Source organism: Blastocatellia bacterium, assembly GCA_025054955.1.
Classification (GTDB): Bacteria; Acidobacteriota; Blastocatellia; order HR10; family J050; genus JANWZE01.
In genome coordinates this window covers 13,796-39,702 of the sequence record JANWZE010000030.1, presented here as the reverse complement: position 1 = coordinate 39,702, position 25,907 = coordinate 13,796, and the positions used below count along the sequence as shown (strand labels likewise).

At 54.8% G+C, this 25,907-nt stretch carries 22 protein-coding genes; 18 read left to right on the top strand and 4 right to left on the bottom strand.

Going from position 1 to position 25,907, the window contains the following annotated elements; translation table 11 throughout:
• Positions 1–182 precede the first annotated feature (182 nt).
• The 4 genes from leuS (at position 183) to NZ823_03335 (ending at position 5,195) form a co-directional block, all read left to right on the top strand.
• Positions 183–2,723, top strand: a complete 2,541-nt coding sequence (gene leuS / locus NZ823_03350; GenBank protein ID MCS6804164.1) for a leucine--tRNA ligase — start codon at positions 183–185, stop codon at positions 2,721–2,723.
• 452 nt (positions 2,724–3,175) lie between these two features.
• Entirely contained in the window at positions 3,176–3,697 is a 522-nt protein-coding gene (gene lptE / locus NZ823_03345; GenBank protein ID MCS6804163.1) for an LPS assembly lipoprotein LptE, read from the top strand.
• Complete coding sequence (holA, locus tag NZ823_03340; GenBank protein ID MCS6804162.1) at positions 3,694–4,827, top strand: DNA polymerase III subunit delta; 1,134 nt, start codon at positions 3,694–3,696, stop codon at positions 4,825–4,827. The genes lptE and holA overlap by 4 nt, the downstream gene beginning before the upstream one ends.
• A 116-nt stretch (positions 4,828–4,943) precedes the next feature.
• A complete protein-coding gene (locus NZ823_03335) occupies positions 4,944–5,195 on the top strand; it encodes a hypothetical protein (GenBank protein MCS6804161.1) in 252 nt (83 codons plus the stop codon).
• 300 nt (positions 5,196–5,495) lie between these two features.
• Here the strand turns inward: NZ823_03335 and infA are convergent, their stop codons facing one another.
• On the bottom strand, positions 5,496–5,720 hold the full coding sequence (gene infA, locus NZ823_03330) for a translation initiation factor IF-1 (GenBank protein MCS6804160.1): 225 nt from the start codon (positions 5,718–5,720) through the stop codon (positions 5,496–5,498).
• Positions 5,721–5,740: 20 nt separating this feature from the next.
• Complete coding sequence (locus tag NZ823_03325) at positions 5,741–6,187, bottom strand: helix-turn-helix transcriptional regulator (GenBank protein MCS6804159.1); 447 nt, start codon at positions 6,185–6,187, stop codon at positions 5,741–5,743.
• Positions 6,188–6,722: 535 nt separating this feature from the next.
• On the opposite strand from NZ823_03325, the gene NZ823_03320 reads away from it, so the two are divergent.
• From NZ823_03320 to amrA, 7 genes are all read left to right on the top strand, one after another.
• On the top strand, positions 6,723–7,325 hold the full coding sequence (locus NZ823_03320) for a hypothetical protein (protein ID MCS6804158.1): 603 nt from the start codon (positions 6,723–6,725) through the stop codon (positions 7,323–7,325).
• Between the two features lie 83 nt (positions 7,326–7,408).
• The gene (locus NZ823_03315) at positions 7,409–8,341 is read left to right on the top strand and encodes a DnaJ domain-containing protein (protein MCS6804157.1); all 933 of its coding nucleotides are present in this window, start codon (positions 7,409–7,411) and stop codon (positions 8,339–8,341) included.
• A 60-nt stretch (positions 8,342–8,401) separates the two neighbouring features.
• Positions 8,402–11,047, top strand: a complete 2,646-nt coding sequence (gene clpB, locus NZ823_03310) for an ATP-dependent chaperone ClpB (GenBank protein ID MCS6804156.1) — start codon at positions 8,402–8,404, stop codon at positions 11,045–11,047.
• Positions 11,048–11,120: 73 nt separating this feature from the next.
• Positions 11,121–12,641, top strand: a complete 1,521-nt coding sequence (locus NZ823_03305) for a DegQ family serine endoprotease (protein MCS6804155.1) — start codon at positions 11,121–11,123, stop codon at positions 12,639–12,641.
• A 119-nt stretch (positions 12,642–12,760) separates the two neighbouring features.
• The gene (locus NZ823_03300; protein MCS6804154.1) at positions 12,761–13,012 is read left to right on the top strand and encodes a hypothetical protein; all 252 of its coding nucleotides are present in this window, start codon (positions 12,761–12,763) and stop codon (positions 13,010–13,012) included.
• 108 nt (positions 13,013–13,120) lie between these two features.
• On the top strand, positions 13,121–13,945 hold the full coding sequence (locus tag NZ823_03295; protein ID MCS6804153.1) for a hypothetical protein: 825 nt from the start codon (positions 13,121–13,123) through the stop codon (positions 13,943–13,945).
• A complete protein-coding gene (gene amrA, locus NZ823_03290) occupies positions 13,942–14,505 on the top strand; it encodes an AmmeMemoRadiSam system protein A (protein MCS6804152.1) in 564 nt (187 codons plus the stop codon). The genes NZ823_03295 and amrA overlap by 4 nt, the downstream gene beginning before the upstream one ends.
• Before the next feature lie 139 nt (positions 14,506–14,644).
• On the opposite strand, the gene NZ823_03285 is transcribed toward amrA, so the two are convergent.
• Positions 14,645–15,220 carry a hypothetical protein gene (locus NZ823_03285; GenBank protein ID MCS6804151.1) on the bottom strand — a complete coding sequence of 192 codons (576 nt, stop codon included), beginning with the start codon at positions 15,218–15,220 and terminating at the stop codon, positions 14,645–14,647.
• A gap of 314 nt (positions 15,221–15,534) precedes the next feature.
• Here NZ823_03285 and NZ823_03280 point away from each other — a divergent pair, with 314 nt between their 5' ends.
• The 7 genes from NZ823_03280 (at position 15,535) to NZ823_03250 (ending at position 24,251) form a co-directional block, all read left to right on the top strand.
• Positions 15,535–16,572, top strand: a complete 1,038-nt coding sequence (locus tag NZ823_03280) for a glycosyltransferase family 2 protein (protein ID MCS6804150.1) — start codon at positions 15,535–15,537, stop codon at positions 16,570–16,572.
• 97 nt (positions 16,573–16,669) lie between these two features.
• Complete coding sequence (hisS, locus tag NZ823_03275) at positions 16,670–18,100, top strand: histidine--tRNA ligase (GenBank protein MCS6804149.1); 1,431 nt, start codon at positions 16,670–16,672, stop codon at positions 18,098–18,100.
• 203 nt (positions 18,101–18,303) lie between these two features.
• Complete coding sequence (gene alaC / locus NZ823_03270) at positions 18,304–19,527, top strand: alanine transaminase (GenBank protein MCS6804148.1); 1,224 nt, start codon at positions 18,304–18,306, stop codon at positions 19,525–19,527.
• A 207-nt stretch (positions 19,528–19,734) separates the two neighbouring features.
• A complete protein-coding gene (locus tag NZ823_03265; GenBank protein MCS6804147.1) occupies positions 19,735–20,853 on the top strand; it encodes an aldo/keto reductase in 1,119 nt (372 codons plus the stop codon).
• Entirely contained in the window at positions 20,853–21,815 is a 963-nt protein-coding gene (locus tag NZ823_03260; GenBank protein ID MCS6804146.1) for a hypothetical protein, read from the top strand. The genes NZ823_03265 and NZ823_03260 overlap by 1 nt, the downstream gene beginning before the upstream one ends.
• 91 nt (positions 21,816–21,906) lie before the next feature.
• The gene (proC, locus tag NZ823_03255) at positions 21,907–22,734 is read left to right on the top strand and encodes a pyrroline-5-carboxylate reductase (protein ID MCS6804145.1); all 828 of its coding nucleotides are present in this window, start codon (positions 21,907–21,909) and stop codon (positions 22,732–22,734) included.
• A 170-nt stretch (positions 22,735–22,904) separates the two neighbouring features.
• Positions 22,905–24,251, top strand: coding sequence for a hypothetical protein (locus NZ823_03250; GenBank protein MCS6804144.1), 1,347 nt, complete (start codon positions 22,905–22,907; stop codon positions 24,249–24,251).
• Between the two features lie 230 nt (positions 24,252–24,481).
• On the opposite strand, the gene NZ823_03245 is transcribed toward NZ823_03250, so the two are convergent.
• On the bottom strand, positions 24,482–25,660 hold the full coding sequence (locus NZ823_03245) for a CoA transferase (GenBank protein MCS6804143.1): 1,179 nt from the start codon (positions 25,658–25,660) through the stop codon (positions 24,482–24,484).
• Positions 25,661–25,907: the final 247 nt, after the last annotated feature.

Genomic DNA, 25,907 nt, shown 5'->3' with positions numbered 1-25,907 from the left:
GGTTGGTTCAGATGCCTTATCATAACGGCTCGTGAGCAAAGAACCAAGCCAGCGATACAATCCGCTCGCACAGGTGACAACTTCAATGAACAACCGTATAATCTGCGCGTTGGTTCTCGCTGCTGTGTGAGAGCTGGGTTGAGAACCCTTTTCAAACATGTAGCTAAGAATTGTTGGTGAATATGAAAGAAAAGTATTTTGCCCAAGAGATCGAAGCCAAATGGCAACAACGCTGGGCTGAAACCCATGCTTTTGAAGTGGAGCCGGACCCCTGCAAGCCGAAATTCTACTGCCTGGAGATGCTTCCTTACCCGTCAGGCCGGATTCACATGGGGCATGTGCGCAATTATGCTATTGGCGATGCTTTATCCTGGTACAAGCGGTTGCAAGGTTATAATGTGCTGCATCCGATCGGTTGGGATTCATTCGGGCAGCCGGCCGAACAAGCTGCGATCAAACATGGTGTCCATCCAGCCACGTGGACCGAGCAGAACATCGTCCACATGCGTCAGCAACTGAAACGTCTCGGCATTAGCTATGACTGGCGGCGCGAAGTGGCGGCGCATCGGCCTGACTACTACCGGTGGAATCAGTGGTTTTTCCTCAAGATGTATGAGCGCGGTTTGATTTACCGCAAGAGTTCGCCTGTCAATTGGTGCCCTCAGTGCCAGACAGTGCTTTCCAATGAGCAAGCTCAAGGCGGGTGCTGGCGCTGCGGCTCCGCGGTCGAACAGCGTGAGTTAGAGCAATGGTTCGCCCGCATCACCCATTACGCCGAAGAGCTACTCAACGGACTGGATCAGTTGCAAGATGGTTGGCCGGAAAAGGTCCTGACCATGCAACGCAACTGGATCGGTCGCAGCGAAGGCGCGTTGGTGGATTTTGCCGTCGAAGAGTTGGATGACAAGATCGCCATCTTCACCACGCGCATTGACACGATCTTTGGCGCCAACGCGGTGCTGCTGGCTCCGGAGCACCCGCTGTCGCAGCGACTTGGTGAGCGAGCGCCCAATCGCCAAGAGGTCTTGGCGTTCATCCAGCGCTTAATCAAGCAGGATCGGCGCGTTCGTTCGCTTGATGACACTGACAAACAAGGTATTGATACAGGGCTCCGTGCGATCAATCCGTTTAACGGGGAGCGGCTACCGGTCTGGATCGCCAATTTCATCCTGATGGACTATGGCACCGGCGCGATCATGTCGGTGCCGGCGCACGATCAGCGCGATTACGATTTTGCTAAGAAATACGGGTTGCCGATCCGTCAGGTGATTGCCCCGCTGGATGAGCGCGGCCAGCCAATCGAATTTAGCGAGCTCAAAGCAGCATACGAGGGCGATGGCGTGCTGATCAATTCCGGCGCGTTTGACGGGCTGCCCAATCAAGAAGCGATCCGACGCATGACGCAGCACGCCGAAGAGAATGGCTTCGGTAAAGGAACGGTTCAATACAAACTGCGCGACTGGGGCTTGTCACGGCAGCGTTATTGGGGAACGCCGGTTCCGATGATTCACTGCCCGAACTGCGGCATTGTGCCCGTGCCTGAAGATCAACTGCCAGTGCTCTTGCCGCCGACAGCGCCGTTCACCGGCGAAAGCGGCTCGCCACTGGATCATGTGCCGGAGTTCGTCAACACGACATGCCCGCAGTGCCAGGGACCAGCACGACGCGATACCGATACGATGGATACGTTCGTGGACTCAAACTGGTATTACTACCGCTACTGTGACCCGAGCAATGATCGGGCGCCGTTTGATCCGGCCCTCATCCGCCACTGGATGCCTGTTGAGCAGTACATCGGCGGCGTCGAACACGCCGTGATGCACCTGCTCTACACTCGTTTCTGGACAAAATTGATGCGCGACCTCGGCTTGATTGAATTCTCCGAACCGGTCACCCGTCTATTGACACAGGGTATGGTGACAAACATAGTGACGGAAGGACCGGACAAAGGACAGTGGAAAAAAATGTCCAAGTCGCTGGGCAACGGCGTTGATCCTGACGAGATGATTGACATCTATGGCGCTGACACGGTGCGCGTCTTCATGCTATTTGCCGCGCCGCCTGAAGCAGAGCTGCGATGGCAAGAAGAGGGCGTGGAAGGAGCCGCTCGCTTCCTGCGCCGCGTCTACACACTGGTTGCGCGATGGCATCAGGTCATTCGTCAAAGCACCCCAGCCCAGCTCCAGGAGACAAATCAGCTCACTCAAGCGCAACGTCAATTGCTCAGGAAAACCCACCAAACAATTCTCGGCGTGACCCACGACATCGAAGATCGCATGCAATTCAATACGGCCATTGCGAAGTTGATGGAACTGGTCAACGCCATGTATGACTTCGATGCCTCAGTCGGTGGCGCTGCCTCGGCCACCGAGACTGATGTGACTGTGTTCAACGAAGCGCTCAGCGTACTGGTGCGATTGCTGACGCCTTTTGCCCCACATGTGGCCGAAGAGATGTGGGAAGGACTGGGGCATACGGGCGGCTTAGTCCAAGCTCGCTGGCCCACCTATAACGAAGCATTAGCCCAAGAGGATGTGTTGGAGATTCCTGTGCAGATCAACGGCAAGCTCCGAGGTCGCATTTTCGTCTCGCCTGATGCCACGCCACAGCACTATGAACAGGCTGCTCTGAGCGATGCCAAAATCCAATCATATCTGGACGGCAAGAGCGTGATTAAAGTCATTGTCGTCCCGCAGCGCATGGTCAACGTCGTCGTCAAGTAGGAGGATGAGCAGCCGGAAGCTTGGATCACACCAGCCTGCCGACGCTCGTTGCAAAGGGACGAGAAATCGTGAAGCGAGTGGTTAAGGTCGAACTCATTCGTGTTGCAAAGGGACGAAACTGAGCGCAGCAGAGCGAGCGAATGTGGTCGAGGTGCATTCATGCGGATCACGGCTTACTACAATGCTTGAATGTTATGATCCACAGCCGGTGGAGAATGCCGACTGTGAAATGCAGGTTGATAAAGCTTCAGATTGGCAAGCACCACGGGCAACTGAACATGGCGTTCTCAAAAAGCAATGGTGTGACAATGTAGTTTTTCTTTGCATTTGCGGTCGTTGAGCAACGGACTTGCAGCCTGATGAGCGTTCAAAACTTTCAAATCTTTCAAAACTTCAAAGTGCCCTGATCTCAGTTTGCAATTTCTCATTTCGGATTCCAAACTGATGACGGTATGCCCAGAGCGTTGATAGTTCTGTTAGCTGTGATGAGTCTGGCGGCCGGGCCCTGTGGGTATCGCCGGTCGGGTCATGGCGAAAGCCTCCCGCGACACATTCAGACCATCGCTGTCCCTGCATTTCAGAATGCAAGCGCGCGCTACAAAGTTGAGCAACGGTTCACTCAGGCAGTCATGGAAGAGATTCTCAAACGTAGCCGCCGGCTGGCCGTTGTGTCGGAGCCGCAGCACGCGGACGCCGTGCTCCAGGGTAATATCAAAGGCTTTCACGTCGCCGGCGTGTTGCTGGATAACTCAGGTCGCACACGTGTCTTTCAGGTGACCATCACCGTGAGCGTGACGCTGCGTGATCAAACCTCACAGCAGGTGATATTCAATCAGCCAAACTATGTGTTCCGCGGCGAATATGAATTGGCCGAGGACCCCGCTAGCCTGTTTGACGAAGAGGACCCGGCCGTTGATCGAATCGCTAAGGAATTTGCTCAAAGCTTGATCTCCACCATTCTGGAAGGATTATGAAGCCACTGACGCCAGAAGCATTCATGCAGGCCGTCGCTGGCGGTCAGATTGATCCGCTTTACTTGTTCACAGGTCCCATCTCACAGCCTCGAAAATCATACGGACGGGACGGGCCGGAAGTCTATTTGCAGCGGCAGGCTGTTCGTGCACTGAAGCGGCAGACGCTTGATCCACATCTTGAGGCGTTTAATCTGTCGGTGTTCTCTGCGGCAGAGGCGACATTGTCAGAAATTGTTGACGCCGCTCGGCAGCTACCGGCGTTCTCTTCGCGTCGGCTCGTATTGGTCTATGATCTGGATCGAGCTTTGAAGTCTGGCAGCGATTCGGAGCTGGCTGAAGTCAAACCGGTGGCCGATTCACCTGGCGTTCAGCAATTGATTGAGTATCTGAAGCGGCCTCAGCCAACCACGACAATGGTTTTCTTTTATGACCGGCCGGATAGACGCCTGAATCTGACAACGGCATTGTTCAAAGGTTGTACCGTCGTTGAGTTTGCGCCGTTAAGCGAGATGGAGGCGCGAGCCTGGGCTAAGCAATACCTTCGGCAGCGTGACTGTGCGGCGGATGATGCCACGTTGGGTCTGCTCATTGGACGCACAGGAACAAACCTCACTTTGCTGGCTCACGAGTTGGACAAGTTGACAACGTATGTTCGACGTGGGCTGATCGGCCGGGCTGAGGTTGATGCGCTGGTGCCGCAGTGGAAGCGCCATACGAATTTTGAACTGAATGATAAGATCCTGGCGAGAGATACCGTCGCCGCCCTGAAACTGCTCAGACACTTGCTTGCGAACCGCGAGGAGCCTGTCATGATTTTAGGCGCGATTGCGCGGCTCTATCGTCAAATGGCATTGGCTAAAGATTTGATGGCTCAAGGTGCGCCGGCTGCCGAGCTGGCCAAAGCCATTGGCATGTCGCCCTATGCCGCCGGCGAGTTCAATAAGCACGTGCGACGTATCCAGATGCATGAAATCCTGCGAGGCATCGGACAGATCGCCGCCGTTGATCGAGCTATCAAGAGTTCGCTTGGCGCGGCTGCGTTACAGCTAGAATTTTTAGTCTACGAATTGTGCAACCCTCATGAAACCTCAGACGCAGCAACCCACAGACCGCCGGCAGAATGGGCATAGGAACACTCAGGTCTGATTGCCCAGACGAATCCGATGCCTGCTCGCTAGTTTGAAGGACTTGTATCAGTGGTCTATTCCGTTATAATAGGCCGCTCAGCACCAGGAGAAGAAAAGTTATGAAGCGCGTGATTTGCACCTATTGCAATACCCACATTTATGATTATTACGGGCCGGAGGACAAAGTCAGCTTCAAAGCGAGCTACTTTGTTCCTACGCAGCCGGCTTACATTCAGCCGCAGAAAGGGGATGACGTGAAGTGCCCTGAATGCGGCATTACACACACAGCCTTCTCCAACCAATTGAACTCGCTTCACCTGTTAGCCGACTGGCCGTTTGAGGGCACTGGCATGGACGATTGGAAACGATGAGCCGATTGATCCGGCGCAACTTTTAGAATTATTAATGAGAGCAAACCACCACTGCGTAGCCGCTTGTTCGTCAGGTCGTGGAGATTGAAGCCGAGCTTTAGATTTCAATGAGAGAAGACCACCACCGCATAGCCGCTTGCTCGGCCCTCTTGGACACCTCAACTTCTTCTCGGCGTTGTTCGCTTGCCGGCGCGCCAAACGAACCACGGCAAGGTGAACGGCACTAACAGGCCAAAGGCCCCTACTTCGCGCTTGCCAACATTGGACGGTGTGGGGAAAGTCCTTCTTCTCGGTATTAGCTCACTTGTTGTAGCGATAGGTAACGCGTCCCCGGGTTAAGTCATAGGGGGATAATTCCACGCGCACACGGTCCCCTGGCAGGACGCGGATGTAATTCTTTCTCATTTTGCCGGACAAGTGGGCCAAGACTTCATGGCCATTTCCGTCAAGCTTCACACGAAACGTCGTGTTGGGCAACGCTTCCACGACAGTCCCTTCAACTGGAATGGTTTCTTCCTTAGGAATAGTCTTTCACCTCCGATATGTTATTTCTTTTTCCGACGCGTCATGCCGTCCGAGGCATGGGCGCCGTCCTCCAGTGGCGAGTCAGTCTGGAGTCGAACGATTGCCGCCGGAGAAACGGGTACGATAGGGAACCGCTCAGCAACCTGATGGGCAAACTGCTCGCTCACTTCGCGACGGATGGATTCTATTAGCCGCTCAAAGTCACGCTGCATCGCATCCATCTTCTCACGCATGTTCAGGATGACTTCGACGCCGGCTAAATTCACACCTAAATCGCGTGTCAGCGTAAGAATCAGCTCGAGCCGTCCAAGGTCTTCTTCCGTATAGTAGCGCGTGTTACCTTGAGAGCGCGATGGAGTGAGAAGGCCTTGACGCTCATACAGACGCAGGGTTTGGGGATGGATATCATAGGCTTCAGCGACAGCGCTGATTGTGTAGCCTCGTTTTCTTCGCTGCTTCAGCACCATACTACAAGGGCTATAATAGCAAGCCGACGCAATCCTAATATATGAGTACGCATTTGTCAAGTTTTGACTGTTTCTGAGGGGCCTTGAGCAGGTAGCTAGCTCCCTTCCTAACCCTTGAAATCGTTTTAGTTTGTCGTTTGGTTTTTGGCGAAAAATAAGACTACGTTGACAAAATTTGACTCATATTTTATTCTTGTCGTGGACTAATAAGATAACAATTCTTGGGGGACTAATATGAGCGGGTCGAGAAAGAAATTTGTTGAGGAAGCATTAGGAAAGGTCGGAAGCCGTTACTTGGTTTGTGCGCTTGTAGCCAAGCGAGCAAACCAATACATTAAACACAGTGAGAGTCAGGGCATTGCATGGGCGGTGAACCAGGCTCTCAGAGAATTGGTTGATGGACGAATTCAGCCTGAGGTGCCTGAGCTTCAACGGTGGTTAGAGCAGAATTCGTCCTGGGGTAGTACACGCACTGGCGCAAGGTCACAAGGGAGCGCCAAGTAACAAAGATGTTATTTTGTAGGGAGTCATTGATATGCCACGGAAGCGTACAAAAGCGGATCGAGATAACGAAGTGAAAGAGATGGCTCAAGATGCCATAGATGAAAGTGTCGTTGAGCTTGAAGATGAACTGGCTCTTGAGGAGCTGGAGTCTTTGGAGGAAGAGTTTTCGGAAGAAGAAGTGTTGACCAATCTTGATGCTCATGAAGTAGATCAAATGGCTGCTGCTCGTGAGCAGGTCGAAGTAGAACCAGTCGCATCGGTTGCCAGAGATCGGGTGGAGACATCAAGAGAGGTAGAGCAACGGCCAATGCGCTCGTCGTATGACGAGTATGGAAACGGGGATGAGGAGGATGAAGAGGAAGTCACTGAAGTACCTGAAGCGCCGCCACGGCGAGAAACGCGCCAGGAGATGCTCGGTCGGTTGATGTCGCGGTTGCTGGCGGATCGCGAGCGAGTTCATATCGCGCTAGAGCGGGTTCGCGACCTGAACACGCAATTGCGCGAAGCTGGGCCTCGACCCCCTGAGAGGTTGAAGGAGGCGTACCAAAAAGCTATTGCTGAGTTGAGCCGGGCCCGTCGTGAAGAAAATTTTGCTCGGGCGGAACTCATGCAAGTATTAAATTGGCGAGGATGAACCGCGGTCGCTTGCTGCGGGCGCTGGTTGCTGGCAAAAATGGCCAGCGGCGGCTCCCGTGAGCGAGCGCCGGTGAAAGGAACATGGCCGTTAAGTACAAAGATTATTACGAGATTTTGGGAGTCAGTCGCTCGGCGACGCAGGATCAGATTAAAGCGGCGTTTCGTAAACTGGCTCGCAAGTATCACCCGGACGTCAATCCGGGAGACAAGGCGGCAGAAGAGAAGTTCAAAGAGATCAACGAAGCTTACGAGGTCCTGAGTGATCCGCAAAAGCGACAGATGTACGACCGCCTCGGCACCAACTGGAAGGGAGGCGCTGATTTTACGCCGCCTCCTGGGTGGGAAAATATCCGCATTAATTTTGGTGATTTCGGCTTCGGTGGTGGGTCACCAAGTGGTTTCAGTGATTTTTTTGAGATGCTGTTTGGCGATGCCTGGCGGGGTGGACGGACGCAGGCGAAGGCGGGACCTAGTTCGTGGGGTATGCCCAGAGCCGATACCGAAATGGAATTACCGCTGACCATTGAAGAAGCCCATCGGGGCGGCTCACGGCGTGTTGTACTGGCCGATGGCAGGGCTTTGGATGTGAAGATTCCTGCGGGGGTGAGAGAGGGTTCATTGATCCGGTTGGCGGGACAGGCTCACGGTGGTGGGCGGCCTGGAGACGTTTATTTGCGTGTGAAGTTGCAGCCCCATTCTGTGTTCCAGGTTTCTGGCGATGATGTGACGGTGGAGATTCCCATTACTCCATGGGAAGCCGTCCTCGGAGCGACTGTTGTCGTTCCTACGTTGGACGGCTTTGCCGATGTGAAGATTCCCCCGAATTCTCAAAATGGGCAAAAGCTACGGCTTCGTGGTCAGGGCTTGATGCGGCGCGGTGGTGGTCGGGGTGACCAATACGTTCGGCTGAAAATCGTCGTCCCGACCCAGGTGAGCCCTGCTGAAAAGAAATTGTTTGAACAACTCGCCAAGGAGTCGCGTTTCAACCCGCGCAATGGTTGGGCACAAAGATAATCATTTAGCGATGCGCCATTCGTCTTCGGCGATGGCTCATTGACCAACGAGCAGACAAGTATGGACATCAATCGGTTTACAGAGAAACTTCAGGAGGCGTTTGGCAGGGCGCAAGCCATTGCAGCTCGTTACAGCCACCAGCAGATTGACGTTGAACATTTATTACTGGCTTTACTTCAGCAGGAGGGAGGGCTGGCCTCAATCCTCTTGGAGAGGACAGGCATCAGGCCGGCGGTTGTGAGCCAGGCGTTGGAGCAAGCATTAGCTCGGTTACCTAAGGTCAGCGGGCCTGCTGCTGGACCGGAGCAAATTTATATCACATCGCGGCTAAATCGCATGATGGCCGAGGCTGAGGATGAAGCCAAGCGGCTCAATGATGAGTACGTCAGCATTGAGCATGTGCTGTTGAGGATTCTTGAAGAGGGGCGGAAAGGGACGGCTGGAAGGATTTTGCTGGAATTGGGATTGACGCGGGACAAGCTGATGAATGTGTTGCGCGAGGTTCGCGGTTCCCAGCGTGTGACCAGTCCCACGCCGGAAGCCACGTATCAAGCCCTTGAGCGTTATGGACGCGACCTGACTAGGTTAGCTGCGCAGGGCAAAGTTGATCCGGTGATCGGTCGTGATGAGGAAATTCGTCGGGTCATTCAGGTTCTGTCTCGGCGAACTAAGAACAACCCGGTCTTGATTGGCGATCCGGGTGTCGGGAAAACGGCGATTGTTGAAGGGCTGGCGCAGCGCATCATTCGCGGTGATGTGCCTGAAGGCTTGAAGAATCGGCGCGTGGTAGCCCTTGATATGGGGGCGCTCATTGCCGGCGCCAAATATCGAGGCGAGTTTGAAGAGCGGTTGAAAGCCGTGCTCAAAGAGATTCAAGAGTCGCAAGGCGACATTATCCTGTTCATTGACGAGCTACACACAGTGGTCGGGGCAGGCCGCGCCGAGGGTTCTAACACCGACGCCAGTAATCTGCTCAAGCCGATGCTGGCGCGGGGCGAATTGCATTGCATCGGCGCGACCACGTTGGATGAGTACCGGAAGTATATCGAAAAAGACAAAGCGTTGGAGCGCCGGTTCCAACCGATCTTGGTTGATGAGCCTTCGGTCGAGGACACGATTTCGATTCTGCGCGGCTTGCGCGAACGGTACGAAGTGCATCATGGCGTTCGCATCAAAGATGCCGCGTTGGTGGCGGCAGCGGTGTTAAGTCATCGGTACATCACCGACCGTTTCTTGCCGGACAAGGCCATTGATTTAGTTGATGAGGCGGCGGCGCGGTTGCGCACCGAGATTGATTCAATGCCGCTTGAACTGGATGAAGCGACGCGGCGCATCATGCAATTGGAAATCGAGCGTCAGGGATTGCGGAAGGAAACTGACGAGGTGTCGCGTGAGCGGCTGCGCAAGTTGGAAGAGGAACTGGCCGAGCTTCGCCTGCAAGCCGACGACATCAAGGCCCAATGGGAAGAGGAGAAAAAGATCATCGCGCAACTGCGGGAGACCCAGCAGCAGATTGAAGAGACAAAGATTTTAATTGAGCAGGCAGAGCGAGAGTATGATTTGAGTCGAGCGGCTGAGTTGAAGTATGGCAAGCTGGTTGAGTTGACAAATCAAATGAAGCGTGTTCAGCAGCAACTGGATGAACTGGCTCGTCAGCGTGGCCGCGCGCGATTGATTAAAGAGGAAGTGGACGAGGAAGACATTGCGCAGGTGGTCAGTCGGTGGACGGGCGTGCCGGTCAGTAAATTACTGGAAGGTGAATTACAAAAGCTGTTGCACTTGGATGAGCAATTACACCGGCGGGTCGTCGGGCAGGACGAAGCCGTTCAGGCGGTAGCGGAGGCCGTCTTGCGTGCACGGTCTGGATTGAAAGACCCGAATCGTCCGATTGGCAGTTTCATATTTCTTGGGCCGACCGGCGTTGGCAAAACCGAGTTAGGCCGCGCCCTGGCCGAGGCGCTGTTTGACGACGAGCGGGCGATGGTTCGGCTTGACATGTCTGAGTATATGGAGAAGCACACGGTCGCTCGGCTCATCGGCGCGCCGCCCGGTTATGTCGGTTACGAGGAGGGCGGGCAGTTGACGGAAGCTGTACGGCGAAAGCCATATTCGGTCATTTTGTTTGACGAAATCGAAAAGGCTCATGCGGACGTGTTCAATATCCTGTTGCAGATTTTAGACGACGGTCGGCTCACTGACAGTCACGGTCGGACAGTTGATTTCAAGAACACGATCATTATCATGACGTCCAACATCGGTAGCCACCTGATTTTGGAGTATCGTGGCGGCGTTGATGAAGCCAGTTATCAGCGGATGAAGGAAACCGTGCTCGGTGAATTGCGTCATTATTTTCGACCGGAGTTCCTCAATCGTGTTGACGAGATCGTTGTGTTTCATGCGCTGAGCGAAGTGCATTTGAAGCAGATTGTCGAGATTCAACTACAGCGGTTGCAGTTGCGACTGAATGAACGACACATTGAGTTAGTCTTGACGGATGCGGCCAAAGCGCATGTCGCGCGGGTTGGCTATGACCCGGTTTACGGCGCCCGGCCGCTCAAGCGAGCGATCCAACGAGAAATCGAGACGCCGCTTGCTCGGTTGATTTTGCAAGGTCAGATTCAGGACCATTCGACAGTCGTGGTAGATGCTGAGGACGGAAAACTCGTCTTCAAGCCTGAGGCGAAGACGGCAGCCGTTAGTAGTTAGTAGGGAAATCTGATCATCTGACTGGGCGGTCAGCTTGGGCGCGGCTGCTCTGGGTTGCATTGGAGGTGACACTATGGGATCAATTGGTTTTCGTTCGCGTCGGTGGGCGATAGCCCTTGGCGGCGCGGTGATGTTGGCCGTGGGGATTTTGGCCGGCACAGTGATGACAGCTTATACATCATGGAATCCGTTCCATCAAAAGGACGAGCAAAAAGTGCCCATTTATGTGGCGACCAACACGCCTGGCTTAGTTGGTAACCTTTCGCTTGAAGAGGGACTGGCGCCGCTGGCTCGCGCCGTGCGCCAGAGCGTTGTCAGCATCTCTTTGACAAAGGTGGTCAGAGGACAACCGATCCATCCGTTCATGGATGATCCATTCTTCCGGCGTTTTTTTGGCGACGATTTTGAACCATTTCAGCCACGCCAACGACGAGAAGCTGGGCTTGGCTCCGGTGTTATTATTAGCCCAGATGGCTACATCTTAACGAATAACCACGTTGTCGAGGGCGCCAGCGAAGTCAAAGTAACCCTTGCCGACAAGCGTGAGATGACTGCTAAGATCATCGGCACCGATGCGCCTACCGATGTGGCTGTGATCAAAATTGATGCCAAGGATTTACCAGCGATGCCGTTGGGAGATTCGCGAAATTTGCAGGTCGGCGAGTTTGTATTGGCGGTCGGCAATCCCTTTGGCCTTGGCCATACGGTTACATTCGGCATTATCAGCGCGACAGGTCGTGGCAACCTGAATATTGCTGATTATGGCGACTTCATTCAGACGGATGCAGCGATCAATCCCGGCAACTCCGGCGGCGCGCTGGTAAATATGCGTGGACAATTGATCGGTATCAACACGGCGATTAAGACCAGCGGATTTGCGCAGGGCAATATCGGCATCGGTTTTGCCATCCCGATTCACATGGCGCGTGACATTATGGACCAGCTCTTGCGAACGGGCAGCGTAGTTCGCGGTTACCTAGGGTTATTGCCTCAAGACGTGACGCCGGCCATCGCTGAGCAGTTTGGGTTGAAGAGTCCCAAGGGAGCGTTGGTGGCCAGTGTCACCGAGGGCACGCCGGCTGCCCAGAGTGGCATCCAGAATGGCGACGTCATTGTTGAGTACAACGGTCGTCCCGTCGAGGACGCCAACTCGTTGCGCAACATGGTGGCCGAAACGGCTCCTGGCACCAGCGTCAAGATTAAGCTGCTCAGAGATGGCAGTGAGCGGACTGTCACCGTCAAAGTCGGGACACGTCCGGGTCAACAACAAGCGCGGACCGGTCAAGACCTGAACCGCGAGAATGCGCTCAGCGGCATCCGGGTCGAAGAGTTGACACCGACGCTGCGCCGACAATTGAATCTGCCAGCCAGCGTCAACGGTGTGGTTGTAACGGACGTTGACCCTGAAAGCAGTGCGGCGGATGAAGAGATCGTGCGAGGCCACATTATTCAGGAAATCAACCGCCGGCCGATTCGCAGCGTCGCTGATTTCCAAGCTGCGGCAGCGCAAGCTGGCAATAAAAATGTGTTGGTTTTGGTTTATGATCCCCGTTCGACCGTTTCGCGGTACGTTGTGTTGAAACCGCGTCAGTAATCGCCGTTTGCCGGTTGCTTGTCAACATCAAGACAAGCGACCGGCGAGCGGTTTAGGCAACTTCGACTGATAGGCACATGAGTACTTATTACATTTTGCGAAAGGCTAATGGAGAGGTTTTGACAATAGATGTTGCCGGCAAGACCTATGTCGCCGTTTGGGATCATCCGGGCGCAGTCCGGCGGAGCAAGCTGGCCAATCCCGCCCTGCTTGTCTACGTGCCGGCTGTGCTTGATCTTCAATGGGTCCAACAGCGGATTAGCTCCCCTTCGTTCTTTTTGATTGATAGCCGTGACCCGAATCTGCAAACGGGTCGAGAGATCAGTCAGGCTGAGTTGATTGGCTTGTCGGAATTAGCCCAAGCGGCATAGCTGGTCATTGTTGATGGGCATCCGCTCATCGGCTCGTTCGTTGCCGAGTGCGGCCCAGAAGCTCACAACGGAGCGCCGGTCAACTCCAGCATGTAGAGGAGGCATGTCATGGAACAAGCCGTCGTATTTGTTGGTCTCTCGCCTCATCCACCGGTCATCATTCCTGAGATTGGCGGTGAGCGGCTCAGCCAGGTGGCGAAAACCGTCGAAGGGCTCCGGCGCGTCATGCAACGCCTGATGGCGGCGGCGCCTGATGTGGTTGCGATCATCAGCCCGCATGCGCCTCGTGATCAAAGAGGATTCACGGCATACAGTGGTCCCAGATTGAGAGGAGGCTTTGCCCCATTCGGTTTTCCCAAGGTGAGTCTGGATGTGCCCAATGATCTGACGTTACTTTCGCGAATTGCGGCACTGTGCGAAACCGCCGGTATACCTCTCTGGATGATTCCGGCTGGGCGGCAACTCGATCACGGTGCATTAGTCCCGTTGTACTATCTTGAGCAGGCGGGTTGGGCAGCATCGGTTATCGTGTTGGGATTGTCGTATGATCTTAAACCCGATCATCTAGGGTTTGGTTCGTGTTTGGCCGAGGCTGCTGCTCAGATGAACAGGCGGCTCGCCATTATTGCCAGCGGCGACATGAGCCACCGACTCACGCCTGATGCGCCGTATGAATATCATCCCGATGCGCATCTCTACGATGAGCAACTGGTGGCCGCCATCGCTGCAGGGTCGGTCACGGATGTTATGAATATATCAGCCGAATTGCGTCATGTGGCCGGTGAAGATACTTACCAATCCTTATTGGTGGCGCTCGGCGCGTTGGGGCAGCGATTTCATCAGCCGCAGGTTTATTCCTACGAGTATCCGTTTGGTGTTGGTTATTTGACGGCTGTGTTAGCCGACTGGTCGAAAACGGAGGAATCCAATTGAGTCAGCAAGCTGAGCCGATAAGCATTGTCGAATTGGCCCGCCGGGCGGTTGAACTTTATGTCAAGGAGCGACGAGTCGTCAGCCCGCCATCTCCAGTCGTTGGCCAACTGGCCGAGCGCGCCGGCGTGTTTGTTTCTATCAAGACGCGCAACGGTGAGCTCAGAGGATGTATCGGAACAATTGCTCCTGAACAAGACAATATCGCTGAAGAAACCATTCACAATGCCATTGCAGCCGCTACGCAAGACCCACGATTTGCTCCGATACAATCGCAGGAGCTCGCCGATTTGGTTTATTCAGTTGACATACTCTCTGAGCTGGAGCCAGTTTCCGATATAGGTCAACTCGACCCGGCTGTGTATGGCGTGGTGGTTGAAGGTGAAGGTGGGCGCAGGGGACTACTCCTTCCTCGGTTAAAGGGAATTGAGACAGCGCAACAGCAGGTAACCATCGCCATGAGAAAAGCCAAGATTCCCGAAGGCGCCCCGGTTAAGTACTTTCGCTTTACTGTGCAACGATTTGATGAAAAGCAACTGCTTGATCAAAGGGAATCGGCTTGATGCCAACAGCCTGGTTGTTCAATTTTCTTGTGGATGCTGGGTAAGACCAAAAATCATCGCAGGGTTGCAAGAGGCCCCTGCGATGATTCTTAAGAATTTGGTTTCCCTTCGCCTTCGTGAAGGAGGCGATTGAACCGTCTTACCGCGGATTGATAGAGATGTTCACAACGGCCGTCCCACCAAACCCATTGGCCGTGCCGGTGCACTCGGCCACTTCAATGAAGTAGGTGGAAGTGCCATTGGCGACGAACGCCACATCTGACTGAAGCGTGCCGCCAGAGTCATCGTTGCAAACGACTTCTGTGACGCCAGCAGCGTTCGTGCAGGCACTTGTGTTAGGACCGCCTGTTGGGCAGGTGTTACCAGTGCGACGATACACTGCCACCACTGTGTCATAATCACTCCCCTGTGTGCTCACCCGAACGACGGCGTTTGCAGGGGGGGTTGTAGAATACCAAATGCTCTTGTCATTCTGACCCACGCCGAAGAAGCAGCAAGAAATGCAAGGATCATTTGTTGCTCGCGTCGCTCCTGTGGTATTGAACCGCGTCCGCGACACCGTTCCAATGGCATTTCCAACGGCAATGCCAGGACACGCATTATTGGGCGCTGGCGGCGCGCCGCGCTGAGCCGACACCGGCATCGGAAAGTTCGCTGCCAACATACACAGGGCCAGGACGGCTAGGACACTGAGCAGGAGTGTTGATTTGCGCATAACGTTCCTCCTTAGTCTACGAGTGAAATTTGATCCGGATCAAACTCAATCAAAAGATAAACCAGCAATCCAACCCTCCTGAAATCTTGCAGGATTGCTTGTTTTGCATCGTTACAACCTCAAATCCATTTCTCCCCGGCTGAGCAAAAACGCCGACGAGCTTTGTGCACAACCTCAAAGACAACGGCCCCACGCAGGTTCTTATAAAACAACTTCAACCGTATGGGACGGCTGGGATTTTATCATTGAGCCGTGAGGCAGTCAATCATTATTTTATAGGCCTGTCAAGTTGAGTGTGATATAATCCGGGCCTGATGAAAAAGCCGAGCGTTTCGACTGTTATCCCTGTCTATAACGAGCAAGAAAGCCTCGAAGAGTTGCATCGGCGGCTTCGTTCGATCTTGGAGCAAGTTAGCTCCGGCTACGAATGCATTTACGTGGATGACGGCAGTCGTGACCGCTCATATCAAGTCCTACAAAACATCCGTCGTGAGCATCCCGGTGTTCGGTTGATACGGTTTCGGCGGAATTTCGGTAAATCGGCGGCGCTGGCTGCTGGATTCGCAGTAGCGCGTTACGAGATCGTCATTACGCTGGATGCGGATTTGCAGGACCTGCCGGAAGAGATTCCAAAGCTCTTAGCGCGATTGGAAGAGGGCTATGATTTAGTTTCCGGCTGGCGTTATCAGCGTCATGATCCGTGGTCCAAGCGCTTGGCCTCGAAAATCTATAACCTGACGACAGCATTCATGACCGGCGTGCGATTGCATGATTTCAATTGTGGCTTCAAGGCATATCGGCGGGCGGTATTGGACGAATTGCGCGTTTATGGCGAGCAGCACCGCTATATACCGGTTTTGGCCAGCTATCGCGGCTTCCGCAATGGCGAAGTCAAGGTTGAGCATGCGCCGCGCCGCTATGGTCGTTCAAAGTTCGGATGGGACCGGTTCTTCGGTGGCTTCTTTTCGTTACTGACGGTGATTTTGCTGACCCGCTATACAAATCGGCCGCTTCATTTCTTCGGCATCGTTGGTCTTGTGACGGCCTCCGTTGGGTTGTTGATTAACGGCTATTTGGCTCTGGAGCGGTTGTTGTTCAGGAAATGGCTGAGTGATCGTCCGCTGCTGCTGCTAGGCACGTTGCTGCTGATTATTGGAGTGCAATTTGTCTTCTTCGGATTACTAGGAGAGATGATTGCTGCGACTTATCGCCGCGAGCGGGACTATTCGATTGTTGAATCGGCAGTAGATACTGAGTCTACCTGTGACGCTATTGCAGCCGCTGCGCCGAGTGAGTCTGATGGCGCACCATCCACACCTTCATGGCGAGCCAATAGCACCACGCAGCGGTGAAGTCGTTTGGTTCAATCATCATCAAGCAGCAAAAACATTGGTAAAGAAGGCGCGGTCCTTTTAGGCTCTCTCACGGCTGTGCTATGATGGCTGCCCTATGAGCACGCAACGAGCAAGGTTAGTCGAACCTCGGTTACTGCGGGGTTTTCGCGATTATTTGCCGGAGCAGGTGATTGCTCGACAGAAGATGATAACGACGATTCGACAGGTGTACGAGCGCTATGGCTTCGTGCCGCTGGAGACGCCGGCGCTGGAGTACACTGAGACGCTGCTGGGGCACTACGGCGAAGGCAGCAAGCAGATTTTCCGATTCACTGATCTGGAAGATAATGATGTGGCCATGCGGTTTGATCTGACAGTGCCGCTGGCGCGCGTCGTAGCTCAATACCGGGACCTGCCTCGGCCATTCCGTCGCTATCAGGTTGGGCCGGTGTGGCGGTTTGACAAGCCCGATCCGGGCCGCTTCCGCGAGTTCATTCAGTTTGACCTCGACACGGTTGGATCGCCGTCCATGGCTGCGGACGCCGAGATTCTCGTAGGAATATGCGACACGATGGAAGCTCTCGGCATCAACCGTTTCCGCGTGCGGTGCAGCAATCGGAAAATCCTCAACGCGCTGCTCACATTTGCTGGCATCGAACCGGAGCGGGCTACGCAACTGTTTCGCGTGTTGGACAAGCTGGATCGGATTGGCCGTCAAGGCGTATGGGAAGAATTGACGACGGGCCGCGAAGATGCGTCGGGTGACGTGATTCCTGGGTTGGGGTTGGATGTGGACGCGGTCACGCGCATTGACGAATTTCTGCAACTACCGGCAGGAAACCGCGCGCAGGTCTTGGATGCAGTGAGTGAATTGTTCCGTCATGTGCCTGACGCCGGGCAAGGGATTGGTGAATTACGACAGATTGATGAGTACCTGTCGGCGCTTGGCATTGGCTCGGACAAGGTGGTGTTTGATGTGACGATTGCCCGAGGCCTTGATTACTACACAGGGCCGATCTTTGAAACGCAGTTGCTGGACGCTCCGGAGTTCGGCGCCGTATTCAGCGGCGGGCGCTATGATGGGTTGGTGCAGCGATTCCTCGGCGAACCGATTCCGGCCACCGGCGCCTCGATTGGTGTTGACCGCTTGCTGGCCGCGCTGCTGAAACTGAACGTGCTGGAGCTGAAGCCTTCGACAGCGCAGGTGCTGGTGACGGTCTTTGACCCAGCGCGTTTGGTTGAGTATCAGCAAATCACGCGCCAATTGCGGCTGGCCGGTCTCAATGCCGAATTATATCTGGGTGAGGAACGCAGCATTCGCAAGCAATTGCAGTATGCTGATCGGCAGAAGATTCCTGTGGCGGTCATCATCGGGCCTGATGAATTCGCGCGTGACGAGGTCTCCATTAAGGATTTGATGGAAGGCCTGCGTCGCCAGCACGAAGCGTCGGACCGCAGCCAATGGTTGAAGGCTCGCTTCGGTCAGGTCACTGTGCCGCGAGCCAGGATGGTAGATGTCATTCGAGAGATGCTTGGTTCGGCCTAGTCACTGGCGGAGCCAGTCTCGGTTCAATCAGGCAGCGTGTGCTAATACCGATTGCGGAGGAAAAGACCCGTTCATGGAACCAAAAAGCATAGCGGGACCGGAACTGAGTAAGCGGCAATCGGTGATCTTCACTCGCCATTCGATATGACGACCCATCCCTCATTTGTCGCTAAGCTCTTTGATTGAGTTACGCAGAGAGGACTGTGATGGAATTCAATCGTATAAAACGGCTACCCCCGTATGTTTTTGCTGTGATGAATGAACTGAAAATGCAGGCGCGGCATGCCGGTGAAGACATTATTGACTTGAGCATGGGCAATCCTGATCAACCAACGCCAGCGCCGATTGTGGACAAACTGATCAAGGCAGCCACCAATCCACGCAATCATCGGTACTCAGCCTCGCGTGGCATTTACAAACTTCGGCTGGCCATTACTGATTGGTATCGCCGACGGTTTCAGGTCGAGTTGGACCCTGAAACCGAAGCGATTGTGACGCTTGGTTCCAAGGAAGGCATCGCCCACCTAGTGCTGGCCATGATTGATCGAGGTGATGTTGTGCTGTGTCCGGACCCAACGTATCCGATTCATCAGTATTCGGTCGTCATCGCTGGTGGCGATTTGCGCAGCGTGCCATTATTGCCGGGCGTGGATTTCTTCGCCAATCTGGAAGAGGCCTACCGGCAGACGTGGCCCAAACCGAAGCTCCTCATTATCAATTTTCCTCATAATCCGACAACCGAGGTGGTTGAGCTCGATTTCTTCCGCCGCGTGGTGGATTTTGCCAAGCAGTATGAGTTGCTGGTGATTCACGATCTGGCGTATGCCGACTTATGCTTCGATGGCTATCGCGCGCCAAGCATGATGCAGATTCCCGAAGCGCGGCACATCGGCGTGGAGTTCTTTTCGCTCTCTAAAAGCTACAATATGCCCGGCTGGCGTGTTGGATTTTGCGTCGGCAACCGAGAGATGATCGCTGCCTTGGCGCGGATCAAGAGCTATCTGGATTATGGCCTCTTTCAACCGATTCAGATTGCGGCGATACATGCGTTGAACGGGCCGCAACAGGTTGTTCAGGAGATTTGCGCCATGTATCAGCGTCGTCGCGATGTGCTAGTTGAAGGCCTCGAGCGCATCGGCTGGCCGATTGCCAAGCCGCGCGCCACCATGTTTGCCTGGGGCAAGATTCCGCCGGCGTTCGCCGATATGGGATCATTAGAATTTGCCAAATTCCTTTTACGCGAAGCGAAGGTGGCCGTCTCGCCTGGCATCGGCTTTGGCGCCTATGGCGACGCCTACGTGCGGTTCGCGTTGATCGAGAACGAACAGCGCATCCGTCAGGCGGTGCGCGGTATCAAGCAAGCGTTGGTCCGGCCGTCTGCGGAAGCGCGTCGGGCCGGTTCAACAATCAAGCAACAGCGGCCTTGAGTGGTCACAGGCTGTCCAATTCACGACGAATGTGGCCGCGTCTGCTACAATAAATCGTCTTTGCGACAGGGAGGAGTTGTTCATCTTGTCTGTGACGACGCGGGAGAAATGATGCAGAATAAGCATAGATTCACTGATTGACGGATTGAAAATCTGGGTGAAACTCTGTTCATCAGTGAAGCTGTGCCTGCATGTTTCGGAGGATCTATGACCGAATTATATGCGACAGAAGTCGGCACAGCCCGCTATCGGGCGCGGTTCGATGGGCTTGTTGCCGATGGCCACTTTCGTCGTCAGCGTGGGCTGTGGCTTTCATCCATTGGTCTGGGGACGTATCTTGGCGAGGCGGATGAAGCTACGGATGCGCGCTATCATGACGCGGTTGTGCACGCTGTGCAGTTAGGTTGTAACGTGATTGACTCGGCGATCAATTACCGGTTCCAACGCAGCGAGCGCGCGATCGGTCAAGCACTGCGAACATTGTTTAGTCAAGGGCAGGCAAAACGAGACGAGCTCATCATCTCGACGAAGGGCGGGTACATTCCGTTTGACGGCGCGCCGCCGCCCGACCTGCGACGCTATTTTCAAGAGACCTTTTTTGACACGGGGATCATCACGCCGAGCGATTTAGCCGGCGGCGGCTGGCATTGTTTGGCGCCGGCCTACTTGCAACATCAGCTCGAAGCGAGCCGGCGCAATCTGGGGCTTGCGTGCATTGACATTTATTATCTGCACAACCCTGAACAGCAGCTTGGCGACGTCTCGCGCGATGAATTTCACACTCGCATGCGTGCTGCGTTCGAGTTGCTAGAACAATGTGTCAACGAAGGAAAAATCCGCTTGTATGGCACAGCTACGTGGAATGGGTATCGCCAGCCGCCGACAGCGCCGGATTTTCTCTCGCTCGATCAATTATTGAAAATTGCCCGCGATGTGGCCGGCGTTGACCATCACTTTCGCGTCATTCAATTGCCGTACAATTTGGGCATGACGGAGGCATTTGGCTGGCGCAATCAGCCGTGCAATGGCGACTTCTGTTCAACATTGGAATTGGCGGCTCGGCATGGGATGATCGTCATGGCCAGCGCTTCGATTTTGCAAGGACGGTTGACGCGCCAGTTGCCGGCTGACCTTCAGCGGGCGCTGCCCTCATTGGAGACGGATGCGCAGCGGGCGATTCAATTCGTTCGCTCAACGCCGGGTGTAACAACGGCGCTGGTTGGCATGAGCCGCGTGGCGCATGTTCAGGAAAATCTCAGGACGGCTCAAGTCGCGCCGGCTCCTTTGGAGGACTTCATGAAATTGTTTGTGGAGGAATCGGAGTGATGGTCAATGAGCGGCACGCTCAATCCGCAGTCCGAAGAGTTGGATTACTGGTCGGACGCGAGCGCTCATTTCCTGACGCGCTTATCCGCGAGGTGAATGCCCGCAACGCCGGTGTAGTTGCTGAATACGTCAAGCTTGGTGGCGCCCGGATGGCCGAGCCATGTCCTTACGATGTGATTGTGGATCGCATCTCGCACGATGTGACCTGCTATCAACCTTATTTGAAGAACGCTGTCCTGTCTGGCACTGTCGTCATCAACAATCCGTTTTGGCGAATTGCTGATGATAAATTCTTCGGCACCGCCTTAGCCGTGAAATTGGGTATTGCCTGTCCCAAAACGGTGGTGTTGCCGTCGAAGGACTACTCGCCGGATACGACGGCTGAGAGCCTGAGCAATTTGATCTTTCCATTAGACTGGGAGGCCATTGTTGCCTATACCGGATTGCCGGCGATTCTCAAGCCGCACTGGGGTGGTGGGTGGAAACATATTTACCGCGTAGATTCGCTTGAGGCGCTGATTGCCTGCTACAACCAGACCGGCACACTCACGATGATGGTGCAAGAGATGATTGATTGGCAGCACTATGTGCGCTGCATCTGTATTGGCCAAGAAAACGTCCTAGTGACGATGTGGGACCCGCGCCGGCCACACTTTGAGCGATACCGCCCTGACGATCCGCCGCTCGATCCGGCGTTGCAAGAGCGGGTCATCAGCGATGCAATCAAGCTCAATCGGGCGCTGGGCTACGACATGAATACAGTCGAATTTGCGATTCGTGACGGCGTGCCTTATGCGATTGATTTCATGAATTCGGCGCCGGATTTTGACATCACCTCGTTGCAGCCGGTTTACTTTCAGTGGGTGGTCAATGCGATGGCTGATCTGGTGATTGCGCGGGCGCTGCGATCCAATTCGCAGCCGCCGGCGTATCGCTGGGATGCATTTTTAAGTGGAATGTGAACGGCAGAGCATGGACAGGAAGAAGCGGAAGCCAGGAGCTAAGCAGAATACTTGTTCGTTGACCTCTGCCCACTGATGAGGAGCTTTGGATATGTTGAGAGGAAAAACAATGGCGGTTGTTGGCGTTGGTAAGCTGGGTGAGGCGCTGGTCACAGGCTTGCTCAAGCAAGGTGATCTGCGACGTGAGGATATTGCCGGCAGCGTCGCACACGAGTCATCGGTTGAGCGGGTGCGCCAGCGACTGGGCATTCACGTAACGCTGGACAATCGCGAGTTGGTTCGAGATCGTGATATTGTTCTGTTGGCCGTCAAGCCGCAGAATATGGATAAGGTCGCCCGCGACATTGGCGAGGTCGTCACCTCACAGCAATTGATCATCACGGTGGCGGCATCGGTGACCACGACCTTTGTTGAACAACGCATGGAAAATCCTGTGCCAGTTGTGCGCGCGATGCCCAACACGCCCTGTGTGCTCAATGCCGGGATGACGGCGCTGTGCGCCGGTCTCTACGCGCGCGCGGAACACCTACGTGTTGCTGAAGAGATATTTCGCTCGGTCGGCGAGACGGTCTTGGTTGATGAAACATTGATGGATGGCGTCACCGGCTTGTCGGCCAGCGGGCCGGCTTACGTGTATGTCGTCATCGAATCACTGGCTGAAGCCGGCGTCAAACTGGGCATTCCGCGTGATGTCTCGACGCTGCTGGCTGCGCAAACGATGCTGGGCGCGGCTCGCATGGTATTGGAATCGAAAGCCCACCCGGCTTTGCTGAAGGATATGGTGACGACGCCTGCCGGCTGTACGATTGATGGCTTGTTGGAATTGGAGGAAGGCAAACTGCGGGTGACGCTGATTAAAGCTGTGGTCAAAGCGGCTGAACGCGCCCGCGAGTTGGTCCTCACGCAAAATTCTAAATGAGCGGCGTCGCCGATGACCAATTGGCTCATTTCTTTGAGAGCTGCCTCCGCTGGCAACAGCCCGGTCGTTACCGGCTGCGCGCCGCGCAGGAGAGCTGACCATCATCCAGCAAGCGCCGGTCGGTGGCAATAGCTCGGTCGTTACCGGCTCCGCGCCTCCGGTAGGGGAGTATGATCAACGAAGCAATTTCTTATTATCACGATTTACTGGCCGCCGGTGACATGGCGGCGCGGATGCACGCGATGTTGGTCGAAGCGACCGAGCAACGCCGTCTCTCATTTGGCGAGAGGCCGGTCTGCCACGTGCTGCGGCCATTTTTCATTGAAGCGACTGTGTATGACCGGATCAAAGCGAAAACCGAGCTTGTGCTGCGGGCGATCAGCAAACTCTATCAGGCGCTGATGGCTGACGATCAATTGCGCGCGCAGATGGACTTGACGCCGTTAGAAGAGCAGGTCGTGATGATTCCAGCCGGATTCCCTGCGCCCGATGTGAGCGCACGGTTGGACGCATTTCTCGACGAAGATGGCCGGTTCCAGTTTGTTGAATACAACGCTGAAAGTCCTGGTGGCCTGTTTTACGGCGATGTGTTGAGCGAGGTGTTTCTTTACTCACCGGTCATGCAGCAATTTTCTCGGCGATATTCGCTGGCCAGCTTTCCCATCCGCGATTTTCATCTTGACGCATTGCTGGACAGTTACGTGCAATGGGGTGGACGGCGTGAGCCGCGCATTGCCATTGTGGATTGGCGGACAGTCAAAACTTACAACGAGTTCTTGATCTATCAAGACCATCTCCGCGCGGAAGGCTACGAGTCTGTCATTGTTGATCCTGATGAGCTCAGCTACAGTCATGGTAAGCTGCGAGCTGGTGATATGGAGATTGACATAGTGTACAAGCGCGTGGTGACCGGCGAATTGCTCGACAAATACGGACTGGATCATCCGCTCTTCCATGCGGCTCGTGATGGAGCGGTCTGTGTCGTCAATGCGTTTCAGGTACAGATGCTCTACAAGAAGATGACGTTCGTTTTGTTGAGTGATCCGGCCTATGCGCATCTATACGACGCCGAAGAGCAAGCCGCGCTTGCTGAACACATTCCCTGGACGCGCAAGTTCCAGCAAGGGTATACGAGCTATCGGGGAGAGAGAATTGACCTCATACCGTTTGTCCAGCGCAACAAAGATCGCTTGGTGCTTAAACCAAATGGAGAATATGGCGGTCGCGGCGTGACGCTTGGTTGGGAGTGCGATCAAACCGTCTGGGAACAGGCGATGGCTGAGGCGTTGGCTGGTTCGTTTGTTGTGCAGGAGCGGGTCGGCATCGGCTCGGAACCGTATCCAACCTACCATGATGGACAGGTGCTGCTAGCGGATCGTTACTTCGATGTTGATCCCTATGTCTGGCATGGGCGCCGAGCTGAAGGCTGCGGCATCCGACTTTCGGCGGCCGCCCTGCTCAATGTCAGCGCTGGCGGCGGCTCGGCCGTGCCAATGTTTCTGATCGAACGTGTGTAAGAGTTGCCTGATCGAACGTGTGTAAGAGTTGCGTCTCCGACCGGCACTCAGCATAGTGCGGCTGCAGCCGTGCCAATGTTCTTGATCGAACATTTGAAAAGATTCCCCTGAACCGCGGCTTCAGCCTTTTTCCGAGCTGAGGTGCATCATGCATTTGTGGTGACCTTCACAATTGCACGTTGATGCTACCACAAGAGGCTTTAACCATTGACAGCAGGGGCATCGGAAATTCAAATGACGCCGGCCTGCTTCAATTCCTGACATTCAGCCTCCGTATAACCGAGCTCGTGTAGGATCGTGAGCGTGTGCTGACCAAGCTGAGGCGCTGGCGTTCGTATTGAGGGTGGTGTCTCGGACAATTTCAACGGCGAGGCTAAATGTCGAACGGTGCCACGTCCCGGCTCCGGCACGTCAACGATCATCTGACGATGTTGTACCTGTGGGTGCGAGAAGGCCTCATCGAGTGAGAGAACCGGTTCACAGCAAGCATCGGCGTCGGCGAAAATCTCTTGCCACTCGCGGCGCGACTTGGAGCGGAAGAGCTGACGCAGCTCGGCGAACAAGTGCTCGCGCTCTTGATCAGAAACAAATTGCTTGTCCAGCCAGTCCGCTCGCCCAACGACGCGGCAGAACTCCTGCCAGAATTTAGGTTCGAGCGCGCCCAGCGACACAAAGCCTCCGTCGCTTGTCTCGTAGATGTTGAAGAAGGGGAATCGTCCGTTCAGCTCAAAGCGTCCGCCGACCGGTAACGGGTGGCCGGCAAACGCGCTGGCCGCTGCGACAGTCAGCAGGCTGACGGCCACGTCAGTCATGGCCACGTCAATGTACTGCCCATGACCTAATCGCTGGCGTGCCAGCAGAGCGGCCAGGATGGCAATCGTAGCCGCCATCGCGCCGGCCAGGTCAGCGATCTGTGTTCCCGGAATCGTGGGTCGGCCTTCTTGATCGGTGGTGAGTCCCAGAATACCGGCCAGACTAATGTAATTCAGGTCGTGGCCGCTCCGGTCACGGTACGGCCCGCTTTGCCCATAACCGGTGAGCGAACAATAGACGATCTGTGGATTGATGGCCGCAATCGCCTTGTAGCCGATGCCCAGACGATCCATGACGCCCGGCCGAAATGTTTCCAGGATGACATCAGCCCGCTCGGCGAGCCGATGAAAAATGGCGACGCCACGCGGGTCTTTCAGATTGAGCGTCAAGCTGCGCTTATTGCGATTGAGATTGAGAAATACAATGCCGGTGTCGTGCGTCTGAGGCGGTGTCCAACGTGTTGGGTCGCCCAGATGCGGGTCTTCCACTTTAATCACCTCAGCGCCCAGGTCGGCCAAGAGCATCGAGCAATAGGGACCGGGCAGCAGCCGCGATAGATCAACGATGCAAATTCCTTCCAAAGCTTGCTTCATCATGGGTTCTACTCGCCATCAGATTGAGCGGGTAGTGTAGCAAGCGCTCGACGGCCTGTCTACGATGCGAGCTGTTTGAGCAGAGGTCTCTGTCGTTAGCAACGATACCCGGAGATAATAGAGAACAAGCACCAGATTCACTGGTTGATTGATTGAAAAGTCTGTTCGTCAGTGAATCTGTGCCTGCATTTTTCAGAGAAGTTCTGCATGCCGTCCGGACGACGCCCAGAAACGATGAAAAACGCCACAG